The sequence below is a fragment of the Paradesertivirga mongoliensis genome, assembly GCF_024436395.1.
Classification (GTDB): Bacteria; Bacteroidota; Bacteroidia; order Sphingobacteriales; family Sphingobacteriaceae; genus Paradesertivirga; species Paradesertivirga mongoliensis.
Genome location: NZ_JAFMZO010000002.1, coordinates 1,014,007 through 1,035,160, shown reverse-complemented (window position 1 = coordinate 1,035,160; position 21,154 = coordinate 1,014,007). Strand labels below are relative to the sequence as shown.

Annotated in this window: 15 protein-coding genes; 8 read left to right on the top strand and 7 right to left on the bottom strand. The window is 41.7% G+C overall.

The window, feature by feature from the left end; all coding sequences use genetic code 11:
• Positions 1-211: 211 nt before the first annotated feature.
• Positions 212-2,110, top strand: coding sequence for a DNA topoisomerase IV subunit B (locus J3P43_RS10615; RefSeq protein ID WP_255902035.1), 1,899 nt, complete (start codon positions 212-214; stop codon positions 2,108-2,110).
• Between the two features lie 71 nt (positions 2,111-2,181).
• On the opposite strand, the gene J3P43_RS10610 is transcribed toward J3P43_RS10615, so the two are convergent.
• Positions 2,182-2,607 carry a nuclear transport factor 2 family protein gene (locus J3P43_RS10610; RefSeq protein ID WP_255902033.1) on the bottom strand — a complete coding sequence of 142 codons (426 nt, stop codon included), beginning with the start codon at positions 2,605-2,607 and terminating at the stop codon, positions 2,182-2,184.
• A 130-nt stretch (positions 2,608-2,737) separates the two neighbouring features.
• Positions 2,738-3,211 (bottom strand): ribonuclease H-like YkuK family protein, encoded by a 474-nt coding sequence (locus J3P43_RS10605; protein WP_255902031.1) that lies wholly within the window; start codon positions 3,209-3,211, stop codon positions 2,738-2,740.
• 225 nt (positions 3,212-3,436) lie between these two features.
• On the opposite strand from J3P43_RS10605, the gene J3P43_RS10600 reads away from it, so the two are divergent.
• A complete protein-coding gene (locus tag J3P43_RS10600; RefSeq protein ID WP_255902029.1) occupies positions 3,437-4,294 on the top strand; it encodes a prolyl oligopeptidase family serine peptidase in 858 nt (285 codons plus the stop codon).
• Positions 4,295-4,337: 43 nt separating this feature from the next.
• Here J3P43_RS10600 and J3P43_RS10595 read toward each other — a convergent pair whose 3' ends face one another.
• Together J3P43_RS10595 and ettA are read right to left on the bottom strand one after the other, a co-directional pair.
• The gene (locus J3P43_RS10595) at positions 4,338-5,669 is read right to left on the bottom strand and encodes a Gfo/Idh/MocA family protein (protein WP_255902026.1); all 1,332 of its coding nucleotides are present in this window, start codon (positions 5,667-5,669) and stop codon (positions 4,338-4,340) included.
• A 141-nt stretch (positions 5,670-5,810) separates the two neighbouring features.
• The gene (gene ettA / locus J3P43_RS10590; protein ID WP_255902024.1) at positions 5,811-7,493 is read right to left on the bottom strand and encodes an energy-dependent translational throttle protein EttA; all 1,683 of its coding nucleotides are present in this window, start codon (positions 7,491-7,493) and stop codon (positions 5,811-5,813) included.
• 188 nt (positions 7,494-7,681) lie between these two features.
• Between ettA and J3P43_RS10585 the strand changes: the two genes are divergently transcribed.
• Together J3P43_RS10585 and J3P43_RS10580 are read left to right on the top strand one after the other, a co-directional pair.
• A complete protein-coding gene (locus J3P43_RS10585) occupies positions 7,682-10,216 on the top strand; it encodes an ATP-dependent Clp protease ATP-binding subunit (protein ID WP_255902021.1) in 2,535 nt (844 codons plus the stop codon).
• A gap of 133 nt (positions 10,217-10,349) precedes the next feature.
• On the top strand, positions 10,350-13,157 hold the full coding sequence (locus J3P43_RS10580) for a DNA gyrase/topoisomerase IV subunit A (protein WP_255902018.1): 2,808 nt from the start codon (positions 10,350-10,352) through the stop codon (positions 13,155-13,157).
• Positions 13,158-13,247: 90 nt separating this feature from the next.
• Here the strand turns inward: J3P43_RS10580 and msrA are convergent, their stop codons facing one another.
• On the bottom strand, positions 13,248-13,823 hold the full coding sequence (gene msrA / locus J3P43_RS10575) for a peptide-methionine (S)-S-oxide reductase MsrA (RefSeq protein WP_255902015.1): 576 nt from the start codon (positions 13,821-13,823) through the stop codon (positions 13,248-13,250).
• A gap of 205 nt (positions 13,824-14,028) precedes the next feature.
• Between msrA and J3P43_RS10570 the strand changes: the two genes are divergently transcribed.
• From J3P43_RS10570 to J3P43_RS10555, 4 genes are read left to right on the top strand one after another with little or no spacing between them, the layout of a single operon-like run.
• The gene (locus J3P43_RS10570) at positions 14,029-15,390 is read left to right on the top strand and encodes a 3-keto-disaccharide hydrolase (protein ID WP_255902012.1); all 1,362 of its coding nucleotides are present in this window, start codon (positions 14,029-14,031) and stop codon (positions 15,388-15,390) included.
• Positions 15,391-15,405: 15 nt separating this feature from the next.
• Positions 15,406-16,764: a Gfo/Idh/MocA family protein gene (locus tag J3P43_RS10565; protein ID WP_255901999.1), complete on the top strand. Its 1,359-nt coding sequence runs from the start codon at positions 15,406-15,408 to the stop codon at positions 16,762-16,764.
• A gap of 13 nt (positions 16,765-16,777) precedes the next feature.
• Positions 16,778-17,800, top strand: coding sequence for an FAD:protein FMN transferase (locus J3P43_RS10560; RefSeq protein ID WP_255901998.1), 1,023 nt, complete (start codon positions 16,778-16,780; stop codon positions 17,798-17,800).
• 4 nt (positions 17,801-17,804) lie between these two features.
• Positions 17,805-19,016 carry a Gfo/Idh/MocA family protein gene (locus J3P43_RS10555; protein WP_255901996.1) on the top strand — a complete coding sequence of 404 codons (1,212 nt, stop codon included), beginning with the start codon at positions 17,805-17,807 and terminating at the stop codon, positions 19,014-19,016.
• Between the two features lie 127 nt (positions 19,017-19,143).
• On the opposite strand, the gene J3P43_RS10550 is transcribed toward J3P43_RS10555, so the two are convergent.
• Both J3P43_RS10550 and J3P43_RS10545 read right to left on the bottom strand, forming a co-directional pair.
• Positions 19,144-20,205, bottom strand: a complete 1,062-nt coding sequence (locus tag J3P43_RS10550) for a hypothetical protein (protein ID WP_255901994.1) — start codon at positions 20,203-20,205, stop codon at positions 19,144-19,146.
• A gap of 47 nt (positions 20,206-20,252) precedes the next feature.
• Positions 20,253-21,143, bottom strand: coding sequence for a class I SAM-dependent rRNA methyltransferase (locus tag J3P43_RS10545; protein ID WP_255901993.1), 891 nt, complete (start codon positions 21,141-21,143; stop codon positions 20,253-20,255).
• Positions 21,144-21,154 lie beyond the last annotated feature (11 nt).

Below are 21,154 nucleotides of genomic sequence, written 5' to 3'. Positions count from 1 at the left end.
ATAAACAGTGAGATTTTCTTTTCATAGCCGGAATTTCTGTAATGAAAGATGTACAGCCTATCGCCCTAAGCAAAGGATTTCTTCAATTTCTGTATGTACTTTAGGACGCAAGGTTGAAATGTGGATATTTAAAAGTTTTACAGCCTCACATAAGTATTAGTTTTGTATTTTACACTGGGCTTTGTCAAATCAAAAGCCCCTTTCATTACAAATGGCCGAAGAAATTAAGTATAGTGAAGACAGTATACGCTCTTTAGACTGGAAAGAACATATTCGTTTACGTCCTGGAATGTATATCGGAAAGCTTGGCGACGGGTCGGCTTATGATGATGGTATTTACGTCTTGCTTAAAGAAATTGTCGATAACTGCATCGATGAGTTTGTAATGGGGGCTGGAAGAAGCATCGAAATATCCATTTCAGACCATAAAGTCTCAGTTCGCGACTATGGCCGGGGGATTCCACTGGGCAAAGTGATCGACTGCGTGTCTAAAATAAACACCGGGGGTAAATATGATTCAAAGGCCTTTCAAAAGTCTGTAGGATTGAACGGTGTTGGTACTAAGGCTGTAAATGCCTTGTCGAATAATTTCGTTGTGCAGTCGTATCGTGATGGAAAGACCAAGATTGCAGAGTTTGCTAAAGGTGAATTGACTCGGGACGAACCTGAAAAGGACACTACACAGCGAAACGGTACAGCGATCACCTTTATTCCCGACGAAACTATTTTCAGGCACTACCGGTACATTCCAGAATTTATTGAAAATATGATCTGGAATTACGTCTATCTAAATTCCGGTTTAACAATAAACTTCAATGGTAAAAAGTATTTTTCTGAAAGGGGATTATACGATTTGCTTGAGAAGAACACCGACGCTGAAAGCCTGCGTTATCCTATTATTCACCTGAAGGGCGATGATATTGAAATTGCAATGACCCATGGCCAGCAATATGGTGAAGAGTATTATTCATTTGTAAATGGGCAGCATACAACTCAGGGAGGTACGCATCAGGCTGCTTTCCGGGAAGCGGTTGTTAAAACGGTTCGCGAGTTTTACAAAAAGGAATTCGATGCTGCCGATATCAGAGCGTCGATCGTTGCAGCTATTGCCATCAAAGTTCAGGAACCTGTTTTTGAGTCGCAGACCAAAACAAAATTAGGATCCCAAAATATCGGCCCTGAGGGGCCTTCGGTCCGCGGTTTTATAAATGACTTTGTAAAACGTGCTCTGGATAATTATCTGCATCAAAACCCGGCAACAAAGGAAGCGCTCGAGAAACGTATCCTGCAGTCCGAGCGCGAACGAAAAGACATCGCGGGCATTAAGAAGCTGGCGAACGAACGGGCAAAAAAAGCTTCCCTGCATAACCGGAAGCTGCGCGATTGCAAACTGCACTTTGATGATACCCACGAACGCAAACAGGAAACTACTTTATTTATCACTGAGGGGGATTCGGCAAGCGGTTCGATCACGAAATCGAGAGATGTGATGACTCAGGCGGTATTTAGCTTAAAAGGTAAACCCTTAAACTGTTTCAGCCTCACCAAAAAGGTAGTATACGAAAACGAAGAATTTAACTTGCTTCAACATGCTCTAAATATTGAAGATGGGCTTGAGGGCTTACGTTATAATAATATAGTGATAGCCACCGACGCCGATGTGGATGGTATGCATATTCGCTTATTGATGATGACGTTCTTTTTGCAGTTTTTCCCCGACCTGGTAAAAGCTGGTCATGTTTCAATCCTGCAGACACCACTTTTCAGGGTGAGAAATAAAAAAGAAACCATCTATTGCTACAACGACCAGGAGCGGCAAAATGCAATAGAAAGGCTAGGAGGAAAGCCAGAAATTACCCGGTTTAAGGGATTGGGTGAAATTTCCCCCGATGAGTTTGGATTATTTATCGGAAAGGATATCCGTCTTGAGCCGGTTATCCTTAAAGACGCTAATATCCATTCCTTGCTCGAATATTTTATGGGTAAAAATACTCCCGACAGGCAACAGCACATTGTTAAGAATTTGAGGATTGAAAAAGACGATGCACAAACAGCTGCCAGTGCAGACACGATAACAGAAGCAATTAACGAAGACGATTTTGCTGCTTAAAGTCAGGGCAAAACGCGTCTATCATGTTGTTTGAATTAGAAGCCGAGGGCTTTCCCCCGGCTTCTAATGTATTATATAAAGACACTTGAAACGTTGGTGATTTTCCAGCCTTTACTGGTTTGGGCCATAGTAACATAGTTAATTCTCGAAAAAGCATCGTATTTCATGGTCACTTTGATAATCGCCTGTGTAGCGCTTTGTTCAACGATTGTATGGTCTGTTTGGCAATTCTGACTGATATTTTCAGAGTTTTTGAGTGAACTAAGCATTTCAGATTTCGAGTAATTGATGATTTTTTCACCTCTCGTGACCGTAAATTTTACGTCGCTGTCTAAAATCTCTGCAAATCCTTTTACTTTTCCTGAGGCAATTGCGTCGATGTACGTCTTAAGCGCATAGTCCATACCAAGCTTCTGCGACTTGGGATCTTCAGTAGCGAAAGAGTTTAACGACAATACCATGAAAGTTGCTGCGAGTAATGTTTGGATAGTTTTCATTGTGCTTTAAATTATTGTTGGGTTGTTGCTATATGACGCAACCCAGGCACCTTCGTTACAACTATCAATAACAAAAATAGATGCTTTAACAATTTTTCACGTTTCAGCAAAGAGATGGGGCGAATGCTGTTTACTGCACCATTTTATTAGCGCAAGTTGAACTTGCGAATGCTTCGGGCTTTGCCTTAAATACAAATCCCATGCTTAAAATATAGCCCATTGCCTCATGCAAAGCCTGGTTGGATTTAAACATTGGATTGGTGTTTATATCTGCATGTACTTCCAGATCTACATCATAAAGATCCAGGAGATTGCACAGGGCGTAAGCTGTTTCAATAGATTTCTGAACCTCGGTAAGCATCCTTTCTTTGATGCTCATTTTTTTATGGCTCTTTTCCTGATGGATAAACATGAATGCACCTTTTTTCTCCCGTAAAAAGACAATCACTGTTGCGAAGTCGGTGTAACTTCCTTTAACCTGCGAATCTGTTCCGATGCAGACCTTAAGCTTGTTTCCTAAATGATATTCTCTTTCTATCGCCTGCTCTACTTCTTCTAAAATTGGACTGTGAATTATTTCACCACTAAATTTTTTCCAGGTCATATGATTTATTTTTTTTAAACGTTAACCGACCAGATTCGAAGCAAAGCTCTCTGCGGGGTTTATTAAAGATATACCTTAATCCGTTAAGAAAGCATTGTTTTTTTGTTAACATACTAACAATCAGTAAATAATAGCTATATACTTATTAAACTGATAACATTTTTAACTGTTTGGTCGTATAAGGCTTCAATGTGTTTATCTCATGTATTATCTAATATCTCTCAAATGAATTCTAAAGTTTTTAAAGGATTAGTTGCGCTTTTGCTTGTGCTAAATATTGCTGCATGCAAAAAAAATGACGACAACGATAAGCCACTATTGGCCACAGAGATTCTGGACCTCTCTTATGGATCCCATGAGCAAAATATTATGGATGTGTATCTGCCTGCCGGCCGGTCTGATACCACCAGGGTTATGATTCTGGTTCATGGCGGATCCTGGGCCGAGGGTGATAAAGAAGATTTGACGGAATTCGCTGTTTACTATCGCGATAAAGGATTTGCAGTGGTTAATATGAATTACAGACTGGTAGGTACGCCTGAAAATAATATTCACCCGGCACAGCAAAATGATATTGACAGTGCAGTGCGGTTTGTTACCTCGAAGGCATTAGACTGGAGAGTTTCACGCGACAAATTCGGTTTGGTAGGGGCGAGTGCAGGAGCTCATCTTGCTCTGCTGTATACCTATGCTCACAACGCCAGCAATAAAATAAAGACGGTGGTGTCTTTAGCCGGGCCCACTAACTTTACAGATACTGAAGGTGTTAAGGACCCGCAAAAATTTGCTGTGCAAAGGTTTATGGGGCTCGATTTCAACGCTGCTAACCTTCAAAAATACATCAACGCGAGTCCTATTTCAAAGGTTAACTCATTATCCAAGCCAACTTTGCTTATTCATGGCTTAAACGACGACATTGTGCCAATTAAACAATCAAGGGATTTAAACACAAAGCTTGACCAGTCGAAGGTAACGGTCGAATTAGTGGAATTGCCAAATGCCGGACATGAAATATTTACCGATGCTAATCGTCAGGAAGTGCTGGATAAAATTGAGGCCTGGCTCGAGAAATATATTAATTAACAAAAAAGGGAATGTACGTCATTCCCTTTTTTGTTTTCAGATCTTATACTCCCCGGGTTGGATGGGGCTTTAAAGACGTAAGGCTTTTTATTTTAACCGGTTCGCCTTTATCGATACTTTGCCTTGCGGCGATTCCTACCAAAATAGACATGGCGCCGTCGCGGCTTCCCGCCCCCTGTTTGTAGGGATCTGCACCCGGGTCAAAGAGTTGCTTTCTTAAGCGTTTATCTCCGCCTCCATGCCCTTCTTCCGTATTGCCGATCCGGATGTATTCGGTTTTTCCAAAGTTCTTGGTTAGTTGAATTTCATCGTACTTCTCCATTTCCCAGGGTTGTCTTTCATGTATCCAGGCATCCAGTTTGCCTTTGGTACCATTGAAAGAAATTCTGTACCCTTCGTATGGTGAATAGGTGGTTAATGAATAACTTACCTGGGCGTTATTAGCGTATTTGATCTGAACTGCCATTTTATCAAAAATGTCGATGTCTTCTCTCCAAACGCAGCCATCCCGGTGATATCCATCGTATTTTTCATTTTCGACATACAGCTGCATTAAACGCTTATCCTTGGTGATATCAAAATAAAACTGGCATTTATCTTTATGCGGACAAGGTCTGCAGTGCGTATGTCTGAACGGGTTGTTTTTTCCATAAAACTCTAAGGAGCCGTAGGCATGAACCTCTTCGGGGTCTGAATCCAGCCACCAGTTCAATAAGTCAAAATGGTGGGTAGATTTGTGGACTAATAATGAGCCTCCGAATTCTCTCTTCCGGTGCCAGCGACGGAAATAATCTGCTCCATGTGAGGTGTCAAGATACCAATGGAAATCCACCGAAGTAACCTTGCCTATCGCATCACTGTGAAGAAGTTCATAGATTTTTTGCCGGTGAGGAGAGTACCTGTAGTTAAACGTTACGTGGACTTTTTTGCCGGATTTCTTTTCTGCGTCGAGTATCATCTGGCATTTTTTTTCGTCGGTTGTCATTGGCTTTTCGGTGATGATATCAGCGCCAGCCATAAGTCCTTTCACAATCTGCTCATGGTGTGTGCTGTCCATTGTGGTCACGATTAAAATCTCAGGCTTTGTTTCCTTAAGCATCTGATCGAGGTCGACATAGGTCGGACACTCTAATTTCATCATCCGTTTTGCAGTAGCTACACGGCCGGCGTTTTTATCGCACAGCCCAACAAATTCTATACTGCCGGCATATTCTTTAATTACGTCGTTGCCCCACATGCCGGTTCCCCGGTGTCCGGTACCAACCATTGCTACCTTCTTTTTGGCAAGTTTTAAAGTGGAGGCAAACAAAGCGTCGGATAATAAGGCTCCCGCCATCACGGTGCCCGTGTGTTGTATAAATTTTCTGCGATGCATATAACTGGTTAAGTTCAGAACGAATTTAATGATTAATCGATCGAAAAGAGCGATGAGGACAGGCAAAAAAAACGCAATCGTTACCGTAATTGAAATGTTACAACTGAGGGCATAAAAAAGCCGCTGTTCGCGGCTCTCGTATTATAGAATAAGTTTCTTGTATTTAATTCGCTTCGGACCGGTATCTCCCAGTCGTTTCTTTTTGTTTTCCTCGTAGTCAGAATAATTACCTTCGAAAAAGTACACCTGTGAATCACCTTCAAACGCGAGAATATGCGTACAGATCCGGTCAAGGAACCACCTGTCGTGCGAGATGATCACGGCGCAGCCAGCAAAGTTTTCGAGGCCTTCTTCTAAAGCCCGTAAGGTATTTACGTCAATGTCATTCGTCGGCTCATCAAGAAGCAGTACGTTCGAATCTTTTTTCAAAGTGATGGCTAAATGCGCTCTGTTGCGCTCGCCGCCCGATAGTACGCTTACCTTTTTCTGCTGATCTGCCCCATTGAAGTTAAACTTCGATACATAAGCACGAGAATTTATAGGCTTGTTTCCAAGTAAGATGGTTTCGTTGCCGCCGGTAATGTTTTCCCAGACGGATTTTTCCGGGTCGAGATCATTATGCATTTGATCTACATATCCCAGAACCACAGTGTCGCCCACTTTAAATGTCCCCGAATCGGGTTGCTCTTGTCCTGTAATTAAACGGAACAAAGTCGTTTTCCCGGCCCCGTTTGGTCCAATAATTCCAACTATCCCGGCAGGCGGAAGCGAAAAGCTTAAATTGTCAAAAAGAACTTTATCGCCATATGCTTTGCTTACGTTGTTGGCTTCGATCACTATATTACCCAGGCGGGGGCCAGGCGGAATAAAGAGCTCCAATTTCTCTTCTCTTTCTCTTCCATCCTCTGATGCCATCTTTTCGTAGTTGGCCAAACGCGCTTTAGATTTTGCATGACGCGCTTTCGGAGCCATGCGCACCCATTCCAGCTCGCGCTCGAGGGTTTTTTGGCGTTTGCTTTCTGTTTTTTCTTCCTGAGCCAGGCGCTTAGATTTTTGGTCAAGCCATGAAGAGTAATTTCCTTTCCAGGGGATACCTTCTCCGCGGTCAAGTTCCAGTATCCATCCGGCAACGTTATCCAGGAAATACCTGTCGTGGGTTACTGCGATAACAGTTCCCTTGTACTGCTGAAGATATTGTTCCAGCCAATCAATTGATTCTGCATCCAGGTGGTTGGTGGGCTCATCGAGCAATAATACATCAGGTTCTTTTAACAACAAGCGACATAATGCTACCCTTCGTCTTTCACCCCCTGACAATGTGGCAATCTTGCTTTCCGGGTCTGGAGTCCGTAGTGCATCCATAGCGCGTTCCAGTTTCGAGTCAAGTTCCCAGGCTCCGCTGGCATCGATTTTATCCTGAAGCTCTCCTTGTCTGGCCATTAGTTTGTCCATCTCATCCGGATTTTCGTATACCTCAGGCAAACCAAACTTTTCGTTTATTTCTTCATATTCCTTTAAAATGGCAGTGGTTTCTGCTACGCCTTCCTCTACAATTTCGCGCACGGTTTTATTCGGATCAAGTTCTGGTTCCTGTGCCAGATATCCTACGGTGTACCCCGGCGAAAAGACAACCTCTCCCTGATATGATTTATCCAGCCCGGCAATAATTTTCAAAAGAGATGACTTTCCGGAGCCGTTTAAGCCTATTACACCAATCTTCGCACCATAAAAAAACGATAGGTAAATATTTTTAAGAACTTGTTTCTGAGGCGGGTAAATCTTGTTTACTCCGGCCATCGAAAAAATTATTTTTTCGTCTGCCATTTTTGCTTAATGTTGAGCGTCAAATATCGGGATTTTGAGGAATCGAACTAAATTTTTGTTATATTGAGGGTTAGGAAACTATTTTCCGGCAAATGGCGTAATTGTTGATAAAATATTACAAATAGGGACAACCGATTTATGAAACAAATTTATAGATTAGGGCGTTCAAGACGTAGAAAGGTTATAAAATGGAAGCTAAATTTTCACCACGTGTTAAAGACGTAATCTCTTACAGCAGGGAAGAAGCATTGCGCTTAGGACACGATTATATTGGCACCGAACATTTGTTGCTGGGCCTTATTCGCGAGGGCGATGGCATGGCAATCAAAATATTAAAAGCGTTGGGTGTAGATACAGCGCGTTTGCGCCGCTCCATAGAGGACGCGGTAAAAGGCACAAGCAATACTACAGTAAATCTGGGAAATATCCCGCTTACTAAACAAGCAGAAAAAGTTCTTAAAATCACATATCTGGAGGCTAAAATCTTTAAAAGTGACGTAATAGGAACCGAGCATTTGTTGTTATCTATCTTGAGAGATGATGATAATATTGCCTCACAAATTTTACTACAGTATAACATAAATTACGACGTGTTTAAAGCAGAAGTAGAACAAAACAAAGATGGTTTCCGCGACGAACTTCCGGGTTCTGCAGCGGGCGACGACGATTTTCGCGAAGAAGAATCTTCATTCAGTCAGCCTAAAAAAGTCTCCGACATAAAGTCTAAAACTCCTGTATTAGATAATTTTGGTCGCGATTTAACCAAGGCAGCAGAAGATGGAAAGCTTGATCCTATTGTAGGTCGCGATAAGGAAATTGAGCGCGTTTCGCAAATTCTGTCCCGCCGTAAGAAAAATAACCCCATCTTAATTGGGGAACCGGGCGTTGGTAAGTCGGCTATTGCCGAAGGGCTTGCGCTAAGAATCGTACAGCGTAAAGTATCCCGTGTATTGTTTAATAAACGGGTTGTTACGCTTGATCTGGCATCCTTAGTTGCCGGCACGAAATATCGCGGACAGTTCGAAGAACGTATGAAGGCGGTAATGAATGAACTTGAAAAATCTCCGGATGTAATACTGTTCATTGATGAGATTCACACTATTGTAGGCGCTGGCGGGGCTTCTGGCTCGCTCGATGCATCGAATATGTTTAAGCCGGCTTTAGCTCGCGGAGAGATACAATGCATTGGAGCTACGACACTTGATGAATATCGTCAGTATATTGAGAAAGACGGTGCGTTAGACCGTCGTTTTCAGAAAGTGATGATCGAACCGGCAACTCCTGATGAAACTGTCGAGATCCTTAACAGGATTAAAGAGAAATACGAGGAGCATCATGCCGTAACGTATACTCCTGAAGCAATTAATGCTTGCGTGACGCTTACATCACGCTATATAACCGACAGGTTTTTGCCTGATAAAGCAATTGATGCTTTGGACGAGTCTGGTTCCAGGGTTCACCTTACCAATATCCATGTTCCTCAGGAAATTATTGATATTGAGCAGAAGATCGAAGAAATAAAGGTTGAAAAGAACAAAGTTGTTCGCAGCCAGAAATACGAAGAAGCCGCTAAGCTTCGCGATACCGAAAAGAACTTGTTGGAAGAGCTTGACCGGGCAAAAACTGCCTGGGAAGCCGAGACAAGGACTAAACGGTATACAGTAACAGAAGATAATGTTGCCGAAGTGGTATCGATGATGACAGGTATCCCGGTACAGCGGGTTGGTCAGACCGACAGTATGAAATTACTGGCTATGCCTGATCTGATCGCTGGCAAGATCATTGGACAAGACGACGCTATCAAAAAGCTTACAAAAGCTATTCAACGTACCCGTGCGGGATTGAAAGATCCTAAAAAACCTATCGGATCGTTTATTTTCCTAGGCCCGACTGGGGTGGGTAAAACCGAGTTAGCTAAAGAACTGGCTCGCTTTATGTTCGACAGCGAGGATGCTTTGATCCAGATTGATATGAGCGAATACATGGAAAAATTCGCAGTATCACGTTTGGTTGGAGCGCCTCCGGGATATGTGGGTTACGAAGAAGGCGGACAATTGACGGAAAAAGTGCGTCGTAAGCCTTATGCAGTAGTTCTTTTAGATGAGATTGAAAAAGCTCACCCTGATGTGTTCAACATCCTGTTGCAGGTGTTAGACGAAGGACAGCTTACCGATAGTCTGGGAAGAAAAGTGGATTTCCGGAACACTATTGTGATCATGACCTCAAATATTGGAGCCCGTCAGTTGAAAGATTTCGGTCAGGGTGTTGGTTTTACCACATCAGCGAAAGCTTTACAAGCTGAAACCCATTCAAGAGGTGTGATTGAAAATGCCTTGAAACGCGCTTTTGCTCCAGAATTCCTGAATCGTGTTGATGATGTGATAGTGTTTAACTCACTTTCAAAAGAAGATATCTTCAAAATTATCGATATTGAGTTGGCAGCTTTGTTTTCAAGAGTTACAGCTCTTGGATATTCAGTTACTCTTACTGATGCCGCTAAAGACTATATCGCCGAAAATGGATACGACTCCAACTTTGGTGCTCGTCCGTTAAAACGTGCGATCCAAAAGTTTCTTGAAGACCCGATTGCAGAAGAAATTCTGAAAGGTGAGCTGGTTGAAGGCGACGTTCTTGAAGTTGATTTTGATAGCGAATTAAAGGAAATTAAGATCGCGAGAAAAGCTCCCGGGAAGAAGAAGAAGGAAGAGAAGAAAGAAGAATAATTAAATTTATTACAATAGAACCCGGCCAAACGCCGGGTTTTTTTATGCCCGTTTCGCCGCTATTGTGCAAAAAAAGCCTTATCATAATTTTTTAAAACTCTTATATTTACCATTCCCAGAGTTTTAGAAAAGAATGAGTGAAGAGCCAATAGACAATAATTTTAATGATGAAGAAAAACTGCATAATGTAACTTCTCTCAACGGGTTATACGAAAACTGGTTTTTAGATTATGCTTCTTACGTAATTCTTGATCGCGCTGTACCTCATATAAACGATGGTTTGAAGCCGGTGCAGCGTCGCATTTTGCACTCGCTCAAAGAACTGGACGATGGACGCTTTAACAAAGCAGCCAACGTTATTGGTAACACCATGAAGTACCATCCACATGGGGATGCGTCAATCGGCGATGCCATGGTTCAAATAGGGCAAAAGAATTTACTTATTGATACTCAGGGTAACTGGGGAGACCCGATAACCGGTGATTCGGCCGCCGCAGCACGTTATATCGAAGCTCGTTTATCCAAATTTGCTAACGATGTAGTCTTCAATCCTGACACTACAGTATGGCAAAATAGCTATGATGGGCGGAACAAAGAGCCGATTACACTTCCTGTTAAGTTTCCCTTGCTTCTCGCTCAGGGAGCAGAGGGGATTGCAGTAGGACTTGCCACAAAAATTCTACCGCATAACTTTATCGAGCTTATAGATGCCTCTATCGAGGTTCTGAAGGGGAACAGACCCAATCTGGTCCCAGACTTCCCAACGGGAGGAATGGCAGATTGTTCGGCCTATAACGAAGGGCAGCGGGGCGGAAAAATCCGCGTACGCGCAAAAATCCTTGAAAAGGATAAAAAGACACTTACAATTACTGAAATTCCATTTTCGACCACAACGGGCAGTCTGATCGACAGTATAATTTCTGCAAATGATAAAGGTAAGATCAAAATCAGAAAAATTGAGGATAACACTGCTCAGCATGTTGAGATAGTGGTGCATCTGGCTCCGGGGATTTCTCCCGACGTTACCATCGATGCGCTATATGCGTTCACAGACTGCGAGGTTTCAATTTCTCCTAATACCTGCGTTATCAGAGATGATAAACCGCAGTTTTTAAGTGTGAATGATATCCTGATCTCAAACACTGAGTATACAAAAAGCCTCTTAAAGCAAGAGCTGGAAATCAGGCTTTCTGAATTAAAGGAGAAGATATTTTTTAGTACCCTTCTAAAGATATTCATTCAGGAAGGCATGTACAAACATCCTGAATACGAAAATTCTGGGGCGTTTGAAGCGGTGGTGGAGGTTTTAAACCGATTGTTCGAACCTTTCTTCCCTCAGTTTTATCGCGAAATTCTTCCTGAGGATTATAAACGACTTATCGATAAGCCGATGAGCAGCATCACCCGCTTTGACGTTAAAAAGGCAGACGATCAGATGGCCGCCCTTGAGGATGAGATTAAGGAAATTAAAAAGCATCTCAAGCACCTTACCGATTATGCAATAGCATGGTTCGAAAAGATAAGGGAGAAGTATGGTAAAGACCGCGGAAGAAAGACGGAGCTCAGGACCTTTGATCGCGTAGAAGCCTCCCAGGTCGCCCTTGCTAATGTTAAGCTCTATGTGAACAGAACAGATGGTTTTATTGGAACAGGCCTTCGTAAAGATGAGTTTGTTTGCGATTGCTCTGATTTGGACGAAATTATTGTGTTCAGGGAAGACGGGCGTTTTGTAGTAACCAAGGTGCAGGACAAGGTCTTTGTAGGAAAAGATATCCTCCATGTAGGCGTATTCAAGAAAGGGGATGAGCGTACGGTATATAACATGATTTATAAGGACGGACAAACCGGTGCATCCTTTGTAAAGCGGTTTGCAGTTCTTGGCGTTACGCGCGACAAGGAGTACGACCTGACAAAAGGTTCGAAGGGCTCGCGTACCTTATATTTTACGGCTAACCCTAATGGCGAAGCTGAAGTGGTTAATATTCAGCTTAGGCCACATTCTAAACTCCGAAAATTACAGTTCGACCTTGATTTTGCGGAAATTGCGATAAAGGGCCGGAGTTCTATGGGTAATACCGTCAGCAAATACCCAATTAAAAAAATCACCCTCAAATCTAAAGGTGTATCTACTCTTTCGGGCAGGAAGATCTGGTATGATGATATTCTGAAGCGTTTGAATGCAGACGGTCGCGGAAAATATTTAGGCGAGTTTGATGGTCCGGATAAGATACTTACTATTCTGAATAATGGTACTTACGAGCTTACATCGTTCGATTTAAGCAATCACTTCGATGATAAAATGATGGTTATCGAGAAGTACAATCCTGAGAAAGTTTTTAGCGTGATACACTTTGACGGAAAATCAAAGAATTACTACGTTAAGCGATTTATGTTTGAGGATACGCCAATCGGTAAATTAACAAGTATCATTAACGAAGAGCCGGGTTCAAAATTGATCGTTATTTCTGGCGCAGCGCAGCCCGTTGTAAAGCTGGAATCGCTGAAAGGGAAAAGTTTAACGCCCGAAACGACTGAAATTAACCTGGCCGACGCCATCGACGTTAAGGGAATGAGAGCTCAGGGTAATCGCTTGTCTCCTAATGAGGTCAAGAAAATAGAATTAATTGCCGAGCACGACGATCCGGAAGATGTGCCGGATCCGGTGCCCGAAGTGACTCTTGAAGAAGTTGTACTGGAAGAAAAACTGGACGAAGAAGCGGAAAAGGAGGTTTCGGGGAAGGTGCCTGTAGAGCAGAAACACACTGCGGTAGCTGAAAGGAGCATTCCGGAAAGGGCGGATCCCAAACCACAACCTCAAGAAAAGCCTAAACCTCAGTTAAAAGAAAAAGACGAAAAGCCAGCAGCTAAAAAAGTGGATTTCGAAATAACCAATCCGGATGATATCGAGATTGATGATAAAGGTCAATTGGGGCTGTTTTAGATACCTTTTACTTTTGGATAGTTTTAGCACATCCTATAAATAACTTTCCAAAAGTTCTAACTTTTGGAAAGTTTTGAGCTTTATCTGGTGTTACAATAGCTCCGGTTTAATCTTCTCCCGAAAATGTTCCGCAAATTTTACGAGCTTCGGCTGTATCACAAACGCGCAATACGATTGCCCCGAATTTTGATTGAAATAATTTTGATGGTAATTCTCCGCCCGATAAAATTCGGTGATTGGCGCTACTTCGGTAACAATCGGAAGATCGAACACCAATTCCTTCGTCAAATCATCAATCATTTTATTTGCCTTTTCCTTCTGCTCCTGGTTGTGATAAAAAATAACTGAGCGATATTGTGTTCCGATATCATTTCCCTGGCGGTTAAGGCTCGTAGGGTCATGTGTCTTGAAAAAAACCAGTAAAAGCTCTTCAAAGGAAATTACATTTGAATCGAATTCAACCTGGGTCACTTCTGCATGCCCTGTATTTCCGGTGCAGACATTTTCATATGAGGGGTTTTCAACCGTTCCACCCATATAACCGGAAGTGACTTTCGAAACCCCTTGTAGAGATTGAAAAATAGCTTCTGTGCACCAAAAGCAGCCTGCACCAAGGGTTGCAGTTTCTAAAGATGGTGGATGATTTTCGGGCATGGTCTGGTTCATTGTAAAATTCTGGTGTGATAGAATAAAAAGCTGAAAATAACTATATATTTAGTCCGTAAAAGTAATAAAGATGCTTTATTACTCATTATAAACCGTATCTATAATAACTCCGGGCGAGCAGATTTAGTTTAAGCTTTGTTTTTACGAGACAAGGAGGTCACGCATTTGCTTCGAACTGGAAATATACTTTTTAACAAACGACAGAATGAAAATTAAGAGTTTCTTAACTATGCTATTGGTTTCGGGTATGGTATCGGCGCATGCCCAGTCGAAGAATGAGGGCTGGACACAGCTTTTCAACGGTAAAGATTTTACTGGTTGGAAGCAACTTGGAGGTAAAGCCAAATACGAGGTTCAGAATGGGGAGGTAGTAGGGACAACTGTTTCTGATCAGCCAAATTCGTTTATGGCGACCGAAAGAAACTACAGTGATTTTATATTAGAGCTGGATGTATTAGTAGACACCTCCATGAATTCGGGTATCCAATTTAGAAGTTTGAGCAACCCGGACTATCAAAATGGGCGGGTGCATGGCTATCAGGTAGAAATTGATCCTTCGAAACGCGCCTGGAGTGGTGGGATTTACGATGAAGCGAGAAGAGGTTGGTTATATAATCTCGAGCTGAACCCTTCAGCAAAATCCGCATTTAAAAACAACGTTTGGAATAAATACCGTGTAGAGTGTATCGGTAATACGATCAGAACATGGGTGAACGGTGTTCCCACTGCGCATGTGATAGATGATATGACCAAACAAGGTTTTATCGCTTTGCAAGTACATTCCATTGCTAAAACTGTTCGCCCGGGAACGCAGGTAAGATGGAAAAATATTCGGATCAAAACCGAAAACCTTAAGCCTGCTCCGTACGACGAAATTTTTGTAGTGAATCTTCTTCAGAATAATTTGTCCGACCAGGAAAAGAAAAATGGATTTGTAATGTTATGGGATGGCAAAACTACAAAAGGATGGAGAGGCGCCTACCGCGACAAATTTCCTGAAAAGGGCTGGAAAATCGAAAATGGTGTTCTGAGTGTAGAAAGATCAACCGGCGCTGAGTCGACTAATGGCGGCGACATTGTAACAGAAAAGGAATTCGGTGCATTTGAACTAAAGTTCGATTTTAAATTATCCGAAGGAGCTAACAGTGGCGTGAAGTATTTTGTTACAGAATCGGAAGGAAACAAGGGCTCTGCTATTGGCCTGGAGTACCAGATCCTGGATGACGAGAAACATCCTGATGCGAAATTAGGAAGAGATGGTAACCGTACACTGGCATCATTATATGATTTAATAGCATCAAATAAAATCAAAGCTTCAATAAAGAAGATAGGTGATTGGAACCAGGGAGTGATTAAAGTGCTGCCAAATAATAATGTTGAATATTATTTAAACGGTTATAAAGTTTTAGAGTATCAGAGAGGTTCTAAAGAGTTTTCTGATTTGGTAGCAATAAGTAAATACAAGGATTGGGTGAATTTTGGAATGGCAGAGAAAGGCCGGATCCTGTTACAGGATCATGGGGATGCGGTATCCTTTAGGAGTATAAAATTAAGAGAAATTAACTAGGCTTATTCAACGTCAATGGAAAGTTCAAGAAGAAAATTTATAAAGCAATCTGCTATAGCGTCGGCAGGACTTTATTTTGGGACAATGGGTTTTAGTGCAAAAAGTTATGGTCGGATAATCGGGGCTAATGACCGCGTACGGGTTGGAGTGGTTGGTTTTTCAGACCGCTTTCGTTCTTCATTGTTTCCATCGTTTTTAAATCATAATAAGGAGCTGAATTTTGATATTGTTGCAGTCTCCGACTTATGGAAACTCAGAAGAGATGAAGGCGAAGCTTTTTTGAAAAGCAAAACAGGAAATAACATTGCAGCTTTTCGAAACAACGATGAACTGTATCAGATGAAAAATCTGGATGCTGTGATCATCAGCACAGCAGATTTTCAACATGCATTACATACCATCGAAGCCGTTAATGCCAATTGCGATGCCTATGTGGAAAAACCTTTTGCGGAAACAATGGAAGATAACAGAGCTGCTTTAAAAGCGGTAAAGGCTTCTAACAGAATTGTGCAGATCGGCTCTCAACGCAGAAGTGGCGCGAATTATAAAGCTGCCGAAAGCTTCATAAAAGACGGAAAGTTTGGTGACATCACTATGGTTGAACTTACCTGGAACGTAAATCAACCCGGCAGATGGAGAAGACCTGATTTAGTTGCGAAGTGCAAAGAAGAGGATACAGACTGGAAAAGGTTTTTATTGAATCGACCCTATGAAGCATGGGATCCCAGAAAATATTTGGAGTACAGGCTGTTCTGGCCCTATTCCTCGGGGATGCCCGGACAATGGATGTCGCATCAAATTGATACAGTGCACTGGTTTACAGGCTTAAAACACCCGAGGAGCGTAGTTTCAAACGGAGGTATCTATCAATGGAAAGATGGCAGAAGGAATTGGGATACTACTACAGCAGTTTTTGATTATGGAAGAGAAGATGATCCATCAAATGGTTTTCAGGTGACTTTTGGATCGAGGATGCATAATGGTGATGAAAATCCCGCTGAAATTTATTATTCAAATGGGGGAGAACTTAATTTAATTACCAATAAAGTTTCTTCAAGAGGAGGATTAAGTGAAAAGCATGCAAGCGCTATGAACATGAAGTCAAATCTGCTGCCTGAAGTAAATCTCACAGCAAATGCTGTTAAGGTTGTAGCTTCTGCAAACACAGGCGCAGATAACTTGACCTCCAATCATATGAGAAACTGGATGGAATGTGTTAGGAGCAGAAAAGAGCCCAATGCGCCGGTTGAAGCAGGATATTATCATTCAATTGCTAATATCATGACAAATGCCGCTGGCCGCACCGGCGAGAAAGCTTTCTTTGATTCGAAGAATCAGGAGGTTATGGTAGGGGGTAAAGTGTTCAAATATTAGAACAGCTTTTTTGATGAGAGGGTTGAGGTGGAGAGATAGCTGTCTGATACTGTTTATTATTGCGGTATTTATTTCGCTTACTTCATTTAATTACCGTCAGCCTCTAAAACGATACCAATTGTCAGGCTTTGCCCAGGGTACAACCTGGCAATTGAGCTATTATGCGTCAGACAGTGTTATCTTGAAAAGCAGCATAGACAGTATTCTGCTTGAAATAGATAATTCTATGTCGCTCTATAAACCTAATTCGTTGATCAGTCAATTTAATATGTCGGTAAAGGGCATAAAACTCGATTCACACTTTAAAAAAGTGATGGAAAAGTCTTTTTCGATTAGTAAAGAAACAGATGGAGTGTTTGATGTTACTGTAAAGCCCTTGGTACAAGCATGGGGTTTTGGCGCTAAAGCGTCAAATAAAACACCTGCAGCTGCGGAAATTGTAAATGCTTTAGCTTGTGTGGGGTTTAGGAAGTTAGAATTAAAAGACGATAGTCTGGTTAAATCTAAAAGTTGCTTAGAGGTTGACTTAAATGGTATCGCTCAGGGATACACGGTAGATGTGTTATCGCAATTCTTGGAAATGCATGCAATTAATAATTATTTAGTTGAGCTGGGAGGAGAGATACGGGTAAAAGGTATAAAAAGCGATGGAAGCGGGTTTAAAATAGGAATTGAATCTCCTGAGGAGCATGAGAATACTTCTATGAAAAAGATTATTACTTTAAACGATGGGGCAATTACTACTTCAGGGAATTACAGACAATACAAAACTCATGGAAACAAAAAAGTGAGTCATTTAATTAATTCTCGCACCGGTTACCCCATAGATAATGAAATGATAAGTGTTACTGTATGGGCCAGAGATGCTATTACAGCAGATGGCTTTGATAATGTCTTTATGAATATGGGGATGAAGAAGTCCTTAAGTTTTTTAGAAGGCAGAACAGATATGGCTGCGTATTTCATCTATCTTAAAGAGGATAAGAGCATAGCTGATACTTCATCCGCCGGGTTTTATAAGTTTTTCAATAATTAGTACCATGAAGAGAAGGGGGTTTATAAAAAATGCAGGAGTTTTAACTTCATCAATGTTTCTATCGAATGAACTATTAGCCGCTGGTTCGTTTGTTGCTGGACCAAAAATCAGAGTAGCGATAATAGGCTGTGGCGATAGAGGCGTGGGTATTATGAATGTGATGAAGCAATTGCCGGAACAATTTGAAATAAGGGCCATCTGTGATGTGTTGGATTTTAGATTGCAAAATGCGTTGAAAGTTTATACATCGAGGGATTTAAAGTCATACAAAGATTATCGTGAAGTTTTAGATGATAAGGCTGTCGATGCTGTATTTATAGCAACGCCCTTAAATATGCATTTTGAGATCGCACAGAATGCGATAAGAGCCGAAAAGCATGTCTACCTTGAAAAAACGATGACATACAATGCTAATCAGGCATTTGAACTCATCGAGATAAAGAAAAAATATCCTGCGAAAGTGTTGCAGGTGGGTCATCAATACCGCTCTTCACCATTATATTATAAGGTCAAAGAAATGATTGATGCAGGTTATTTAGGAAAGGTTACCCAGATAGACTGCCGTTGGGACAGAAACGGAAATTGGCGAAGATCTGTTCCGCACCCTTCATTGGAGCGACAGGTTAACTGGAGGATGTATAAAGAATATTCCGGTGGTCTGGCAGCAGAACTGCTCTCACATCAAATTGACTTTATTAATTGGGCTTTTAATACCCAGCCCGATCAGATTTACGCAACGGGCGGGATAGATTTTTATAAAGACGGCAGGGAAACCTTTGATAATATTCAAGCTACATTAAGGTATGAGAAAGAGGGGATGATAGGCAATTTTGGAGCCACCTGCTCTAATAAACGCGATGGGTATTTGTTTAAGATAAAAGGTTCAAAGGGTACTATTTCTTTGTTAATGAATCAGGGGATGTTTTATACTGAAGAGCTTAACAGTAAATTAGAAGTTGTTGACGGTGTTACCGGCGCTACCAAAATAACATGGAACAAAGATGGGGGGGCGCCGATATTACCGGAGCCCACCAAAGATGGAACCTGGTATGCCCTTAAAGAATTTTATTCATCTATAATAACTAATAAAATACCAGATTCAAATATTTACACCGGAACTAAAACTGCAATAGCTGTTGACCTGATAAATAAATCTTCGTATAGTAATACCATCCAAAACTGGCTTCCGGAATATAATAGATTTGACAGGGGATAAATGTCTTTGATACCAACAAAGCTAATTTTTGAAAGCAATTTCGCTATTATTATCAAATGGTATAAAAAAAGAAGCGCCCTGGTAAACGTTAACCAGGGCGCTTCTTTGCTGAGAATAAATTTAAAGCCTACTGATATTGTATATAAATCGGCTGAGGCTTTAACTTTATCAGCTCTTCCGGCGTCATCAGTCTGTGAGGAGCCTTTTTTAAATCGTTATAATAGAAAATCTTATATCCTGTAAACTGAACCGGTTCCTTCCGGATATGGTTGCGATATGTACCGTGTTTTAGTTCAGGTTCGCCCCATCCGTCCATGTGCATCACAATTTGTACCTCAGGGCGAAGTTTGATGTTTTTATAATTAGTCACCATTCCCTGGGTAAACCGGTGAATTACAAATACTTTAGGCGGAAGATTATTCTCGCGTACGATCTTAGCCAGATAATCCGACACGAAATTTATTTCCTCGGCATCATATGTCCCTATCTTCTTTCCAGGAATAACCCCTTTCTTCCTCATGGCAAATTCAGGGTCGATACCTAAATGTACATGAGGCATTTTCAGGTATTTGTCAAACCTGCCTATCTCTTTTTGAATGGTACTCAATCCTACCTGAATGTCTAGAAACAGAATTGCATTCTCCATTTTAGCGATCGCCAATGCAGAGTCGATTTGTTTTTCAGGCATCCTATTCACATAAGCGCCGTCTTTTCCGGGCAATCCAGCCGCTACAGTAGCGATGTAATGAATCCCTTTTTGAACCGGGGTGTTAGGGTCTACTTTTTCCCATCTTTTAACTTCCTGGTTTAATCTTCTCCACATCTCTTTAGGAGCATATTCGCCCAGGGCGCCCATCTTTTTCGAATACATATTGCCATAATACACTACAATCCTCTTAAAAGGAAGAATTGCGCCCGGTAGCGGATAAGGCTGATTTTTTACGGGCCATAAGCCAGTAGTATCACCGTTGGCGTTCGCAAGTACTTTTTTATTGTATAGAGCGGTGTCGATGGTGCCGTTGTTGTTTGAAGTGGTAACATCAGCTTCTTTTTCTTCAGGAGCAACAGCAGTGCTATCTTTCTCCGTAGCGGCGGTTTTACTCCCCGATTTCCCATCCTGGGCACAACTGTACAATGAGCACAGGAATGCCATCCCAAAAACGATTTTAAACATTTTGTAATTTATCATGAATACTTATTTTACTTATAGATTTATTTTTCAGGGTAGAGCTTTAATTATGTCGTTTTAAATTTTCTTACTTTCCCAAATACGCCCAAAGGTAGCTTATTACCGGCTTTTGCCTGCAAATATAGTTCACCAATTTCCAGGTTTTCGGTTGTTTTCAAACTCCCTTTTAAAAGATTCTCGACTATTACCGACGAGAAACCCAATGAGTAACTATTAAGGATCAGAAAATGTTCTTCTTCATCCAGGAGTTGAGCAACATCCTGCATCATTTCAAGGATATGATCTTCCAGCTTCCATTTTTCTCCGTTAGGGCCATGGCCATAAGCGGGCGGATCCAGAATAATTCCGTTGTACTTCTTTCCACGTTTTATTTCGCGTTTTACAAACTTTAAAGCATCTTCTACCACCCAGCGAATATCTTTTAACTGCGATAGTTCCTGATTCTCGTTTGCCCAGCTAACCACCTGCTTAATAGAATCAACGTGGGTAGTATCCGCACCGGCGGCTTTTGCTATAACGGACGCACCGCCCGTGTAAGCAAATAAATTCAAGACTTTTGGCTTGGGTGTTTTAAATCTTTGAATACTATCAGAGATGTAATCCCAATTTACCGCTTGTTCCGGAAACAACCCTACATGTTTGAAGGAGGTTAAGCCAAGGCGAAGTTTAATTGCAACATCGTTATTTTTGTAGGTAATGTGCCATCGGTCGGGCAGCTTTGAGTTTTTCTTAACCCACTGGCCCGATGTCGCCGAGCGGCCTTTAAACCTGATGTCATGGAGCTTCTGCCATTCTGATGGTGGTAGCTGTTTTGCCCAGACGGCCTGCGGTTCCGGCCGGATTAGGGTTATTTCACCAAATCTTTCAAGCTTTTCAAAATCACCACAATCAATCAGTTCATAATCTTGCCAGTGTTGCGGTGTAAGTAATTGAATCATAAAGTGTAATG

What these genes read in the sequence shown, in the direction of transcription:
- msrA (WP_255902015.1), bottom strand. Translation starts at nt 13,823, where the DNA reads ATGAACCAGACCATGCCCGAAAATCATCCACCATCTTTAGAAACTGCA.
- J3P43_RS10605 (WP_255902031.1), bottom strand. Translation starts at nt 3,211, where the DNA reads ATGACCTGGAAAAAATTTAGTGGTGAAATAATTCACAGTCCAATTTTA.
- J3P43_RS10565 (WP_255901999.1), top strand. Translation starts at nt 15,406, where the DNA reads ATGGAAAGTTCAAGAAGAAAATTTATAAAGCAATCTGCTATAGCGTCG.
- J3P43_RS10595 (WP_255902026.1), bottom strand. Translation starts at nt 5,669, where the DNA reads ATGCATCGCAGAAAATTTATACAACACACGGGCACCGTGATGGCGGGA.
- J3P43_RS10610 (WP_255902033.1), bottom strand. Translation starts at nt 2,607, where the DNA reads ATGAAAACTATCCAAACATTACTCGCAGCAACTTTCATGGTATTGTCG.
- J3P43_RS10580 (WP_255902018.1), top strand. Translation starts at nt 10,350, where the DNA reads ATGAGTGAAGAGCCAATAGACAATAATTTTAATGATGAAGAAAAACTG.
- J3P43_RS10555 (WP_255901996.1), top strand. Translation starts at nt 17,805, where the DNA reads ATGAAGAGAAGGGGGTTTATAAAAAATGCAGGAGTTTTAACTTCATCA.
- J3P43_RS10570 (WP_255902012.1), top strand. Translation starts at nt 14,029, where the DNA reads ATGAAAATTAAGAGTTTCTTAACTATGCTATTGGTTTCGGGTATGGTA.
- ettA (WP_255902024.1), bottom strand. Translation starts at nt 7,493, where the DNA reads ATGGCAGACGAAAAAATAATTTTTTCGATGGCCGGAGTAAACAAGATT.
- J3P43_RS10545 (WP_255901993.1), bottom strand. Translation starts at nt 21,143, where the DNA reads ATGATTCAATTACTTACACCGCAACACTGGCAAGATTATGAACTGATT.
- J3P43_RS10600 (WP_255902029.1), top strand. Translation starts at nt 3,437, where the DNA reads ATGAATTCTAAAGTTTTTAAAGGATTAGTTGCGCTTTTGCTTGTGCTA.
- J3P43_RS10560 (WP_255901998.1), top strand. Translation starts at nt 16,778, where the DNA reads ATGAGAGGGTTGAGGTGGAGAGATAGCTGTCTGATACTGTTTATTATT.
- J3P43_RS10585 (WP_255902021.1), top strand. Translation starts at nt 7,682, where the DNA reads ATGGAAGCTAAATTTTCACCACGTGTTAAAGACGTAATCTCTTACAGC.
- J3P43_RS10550 (WP_255901994.1), bottom strand. Translation starts at nt 20,205, where the DNA reads ATGATAAATTACAAAATGTTTAAAATCGTTTTTGGGATGGCATTCCTG.
- J3P43_RS10615 (WP_255902035.1), top strand. Translation starts at nt 212, where the DNA reads ATGGCCGAAGAAATTAAGTATAGTGAAGACAGTATACGCTCTTTAGAC.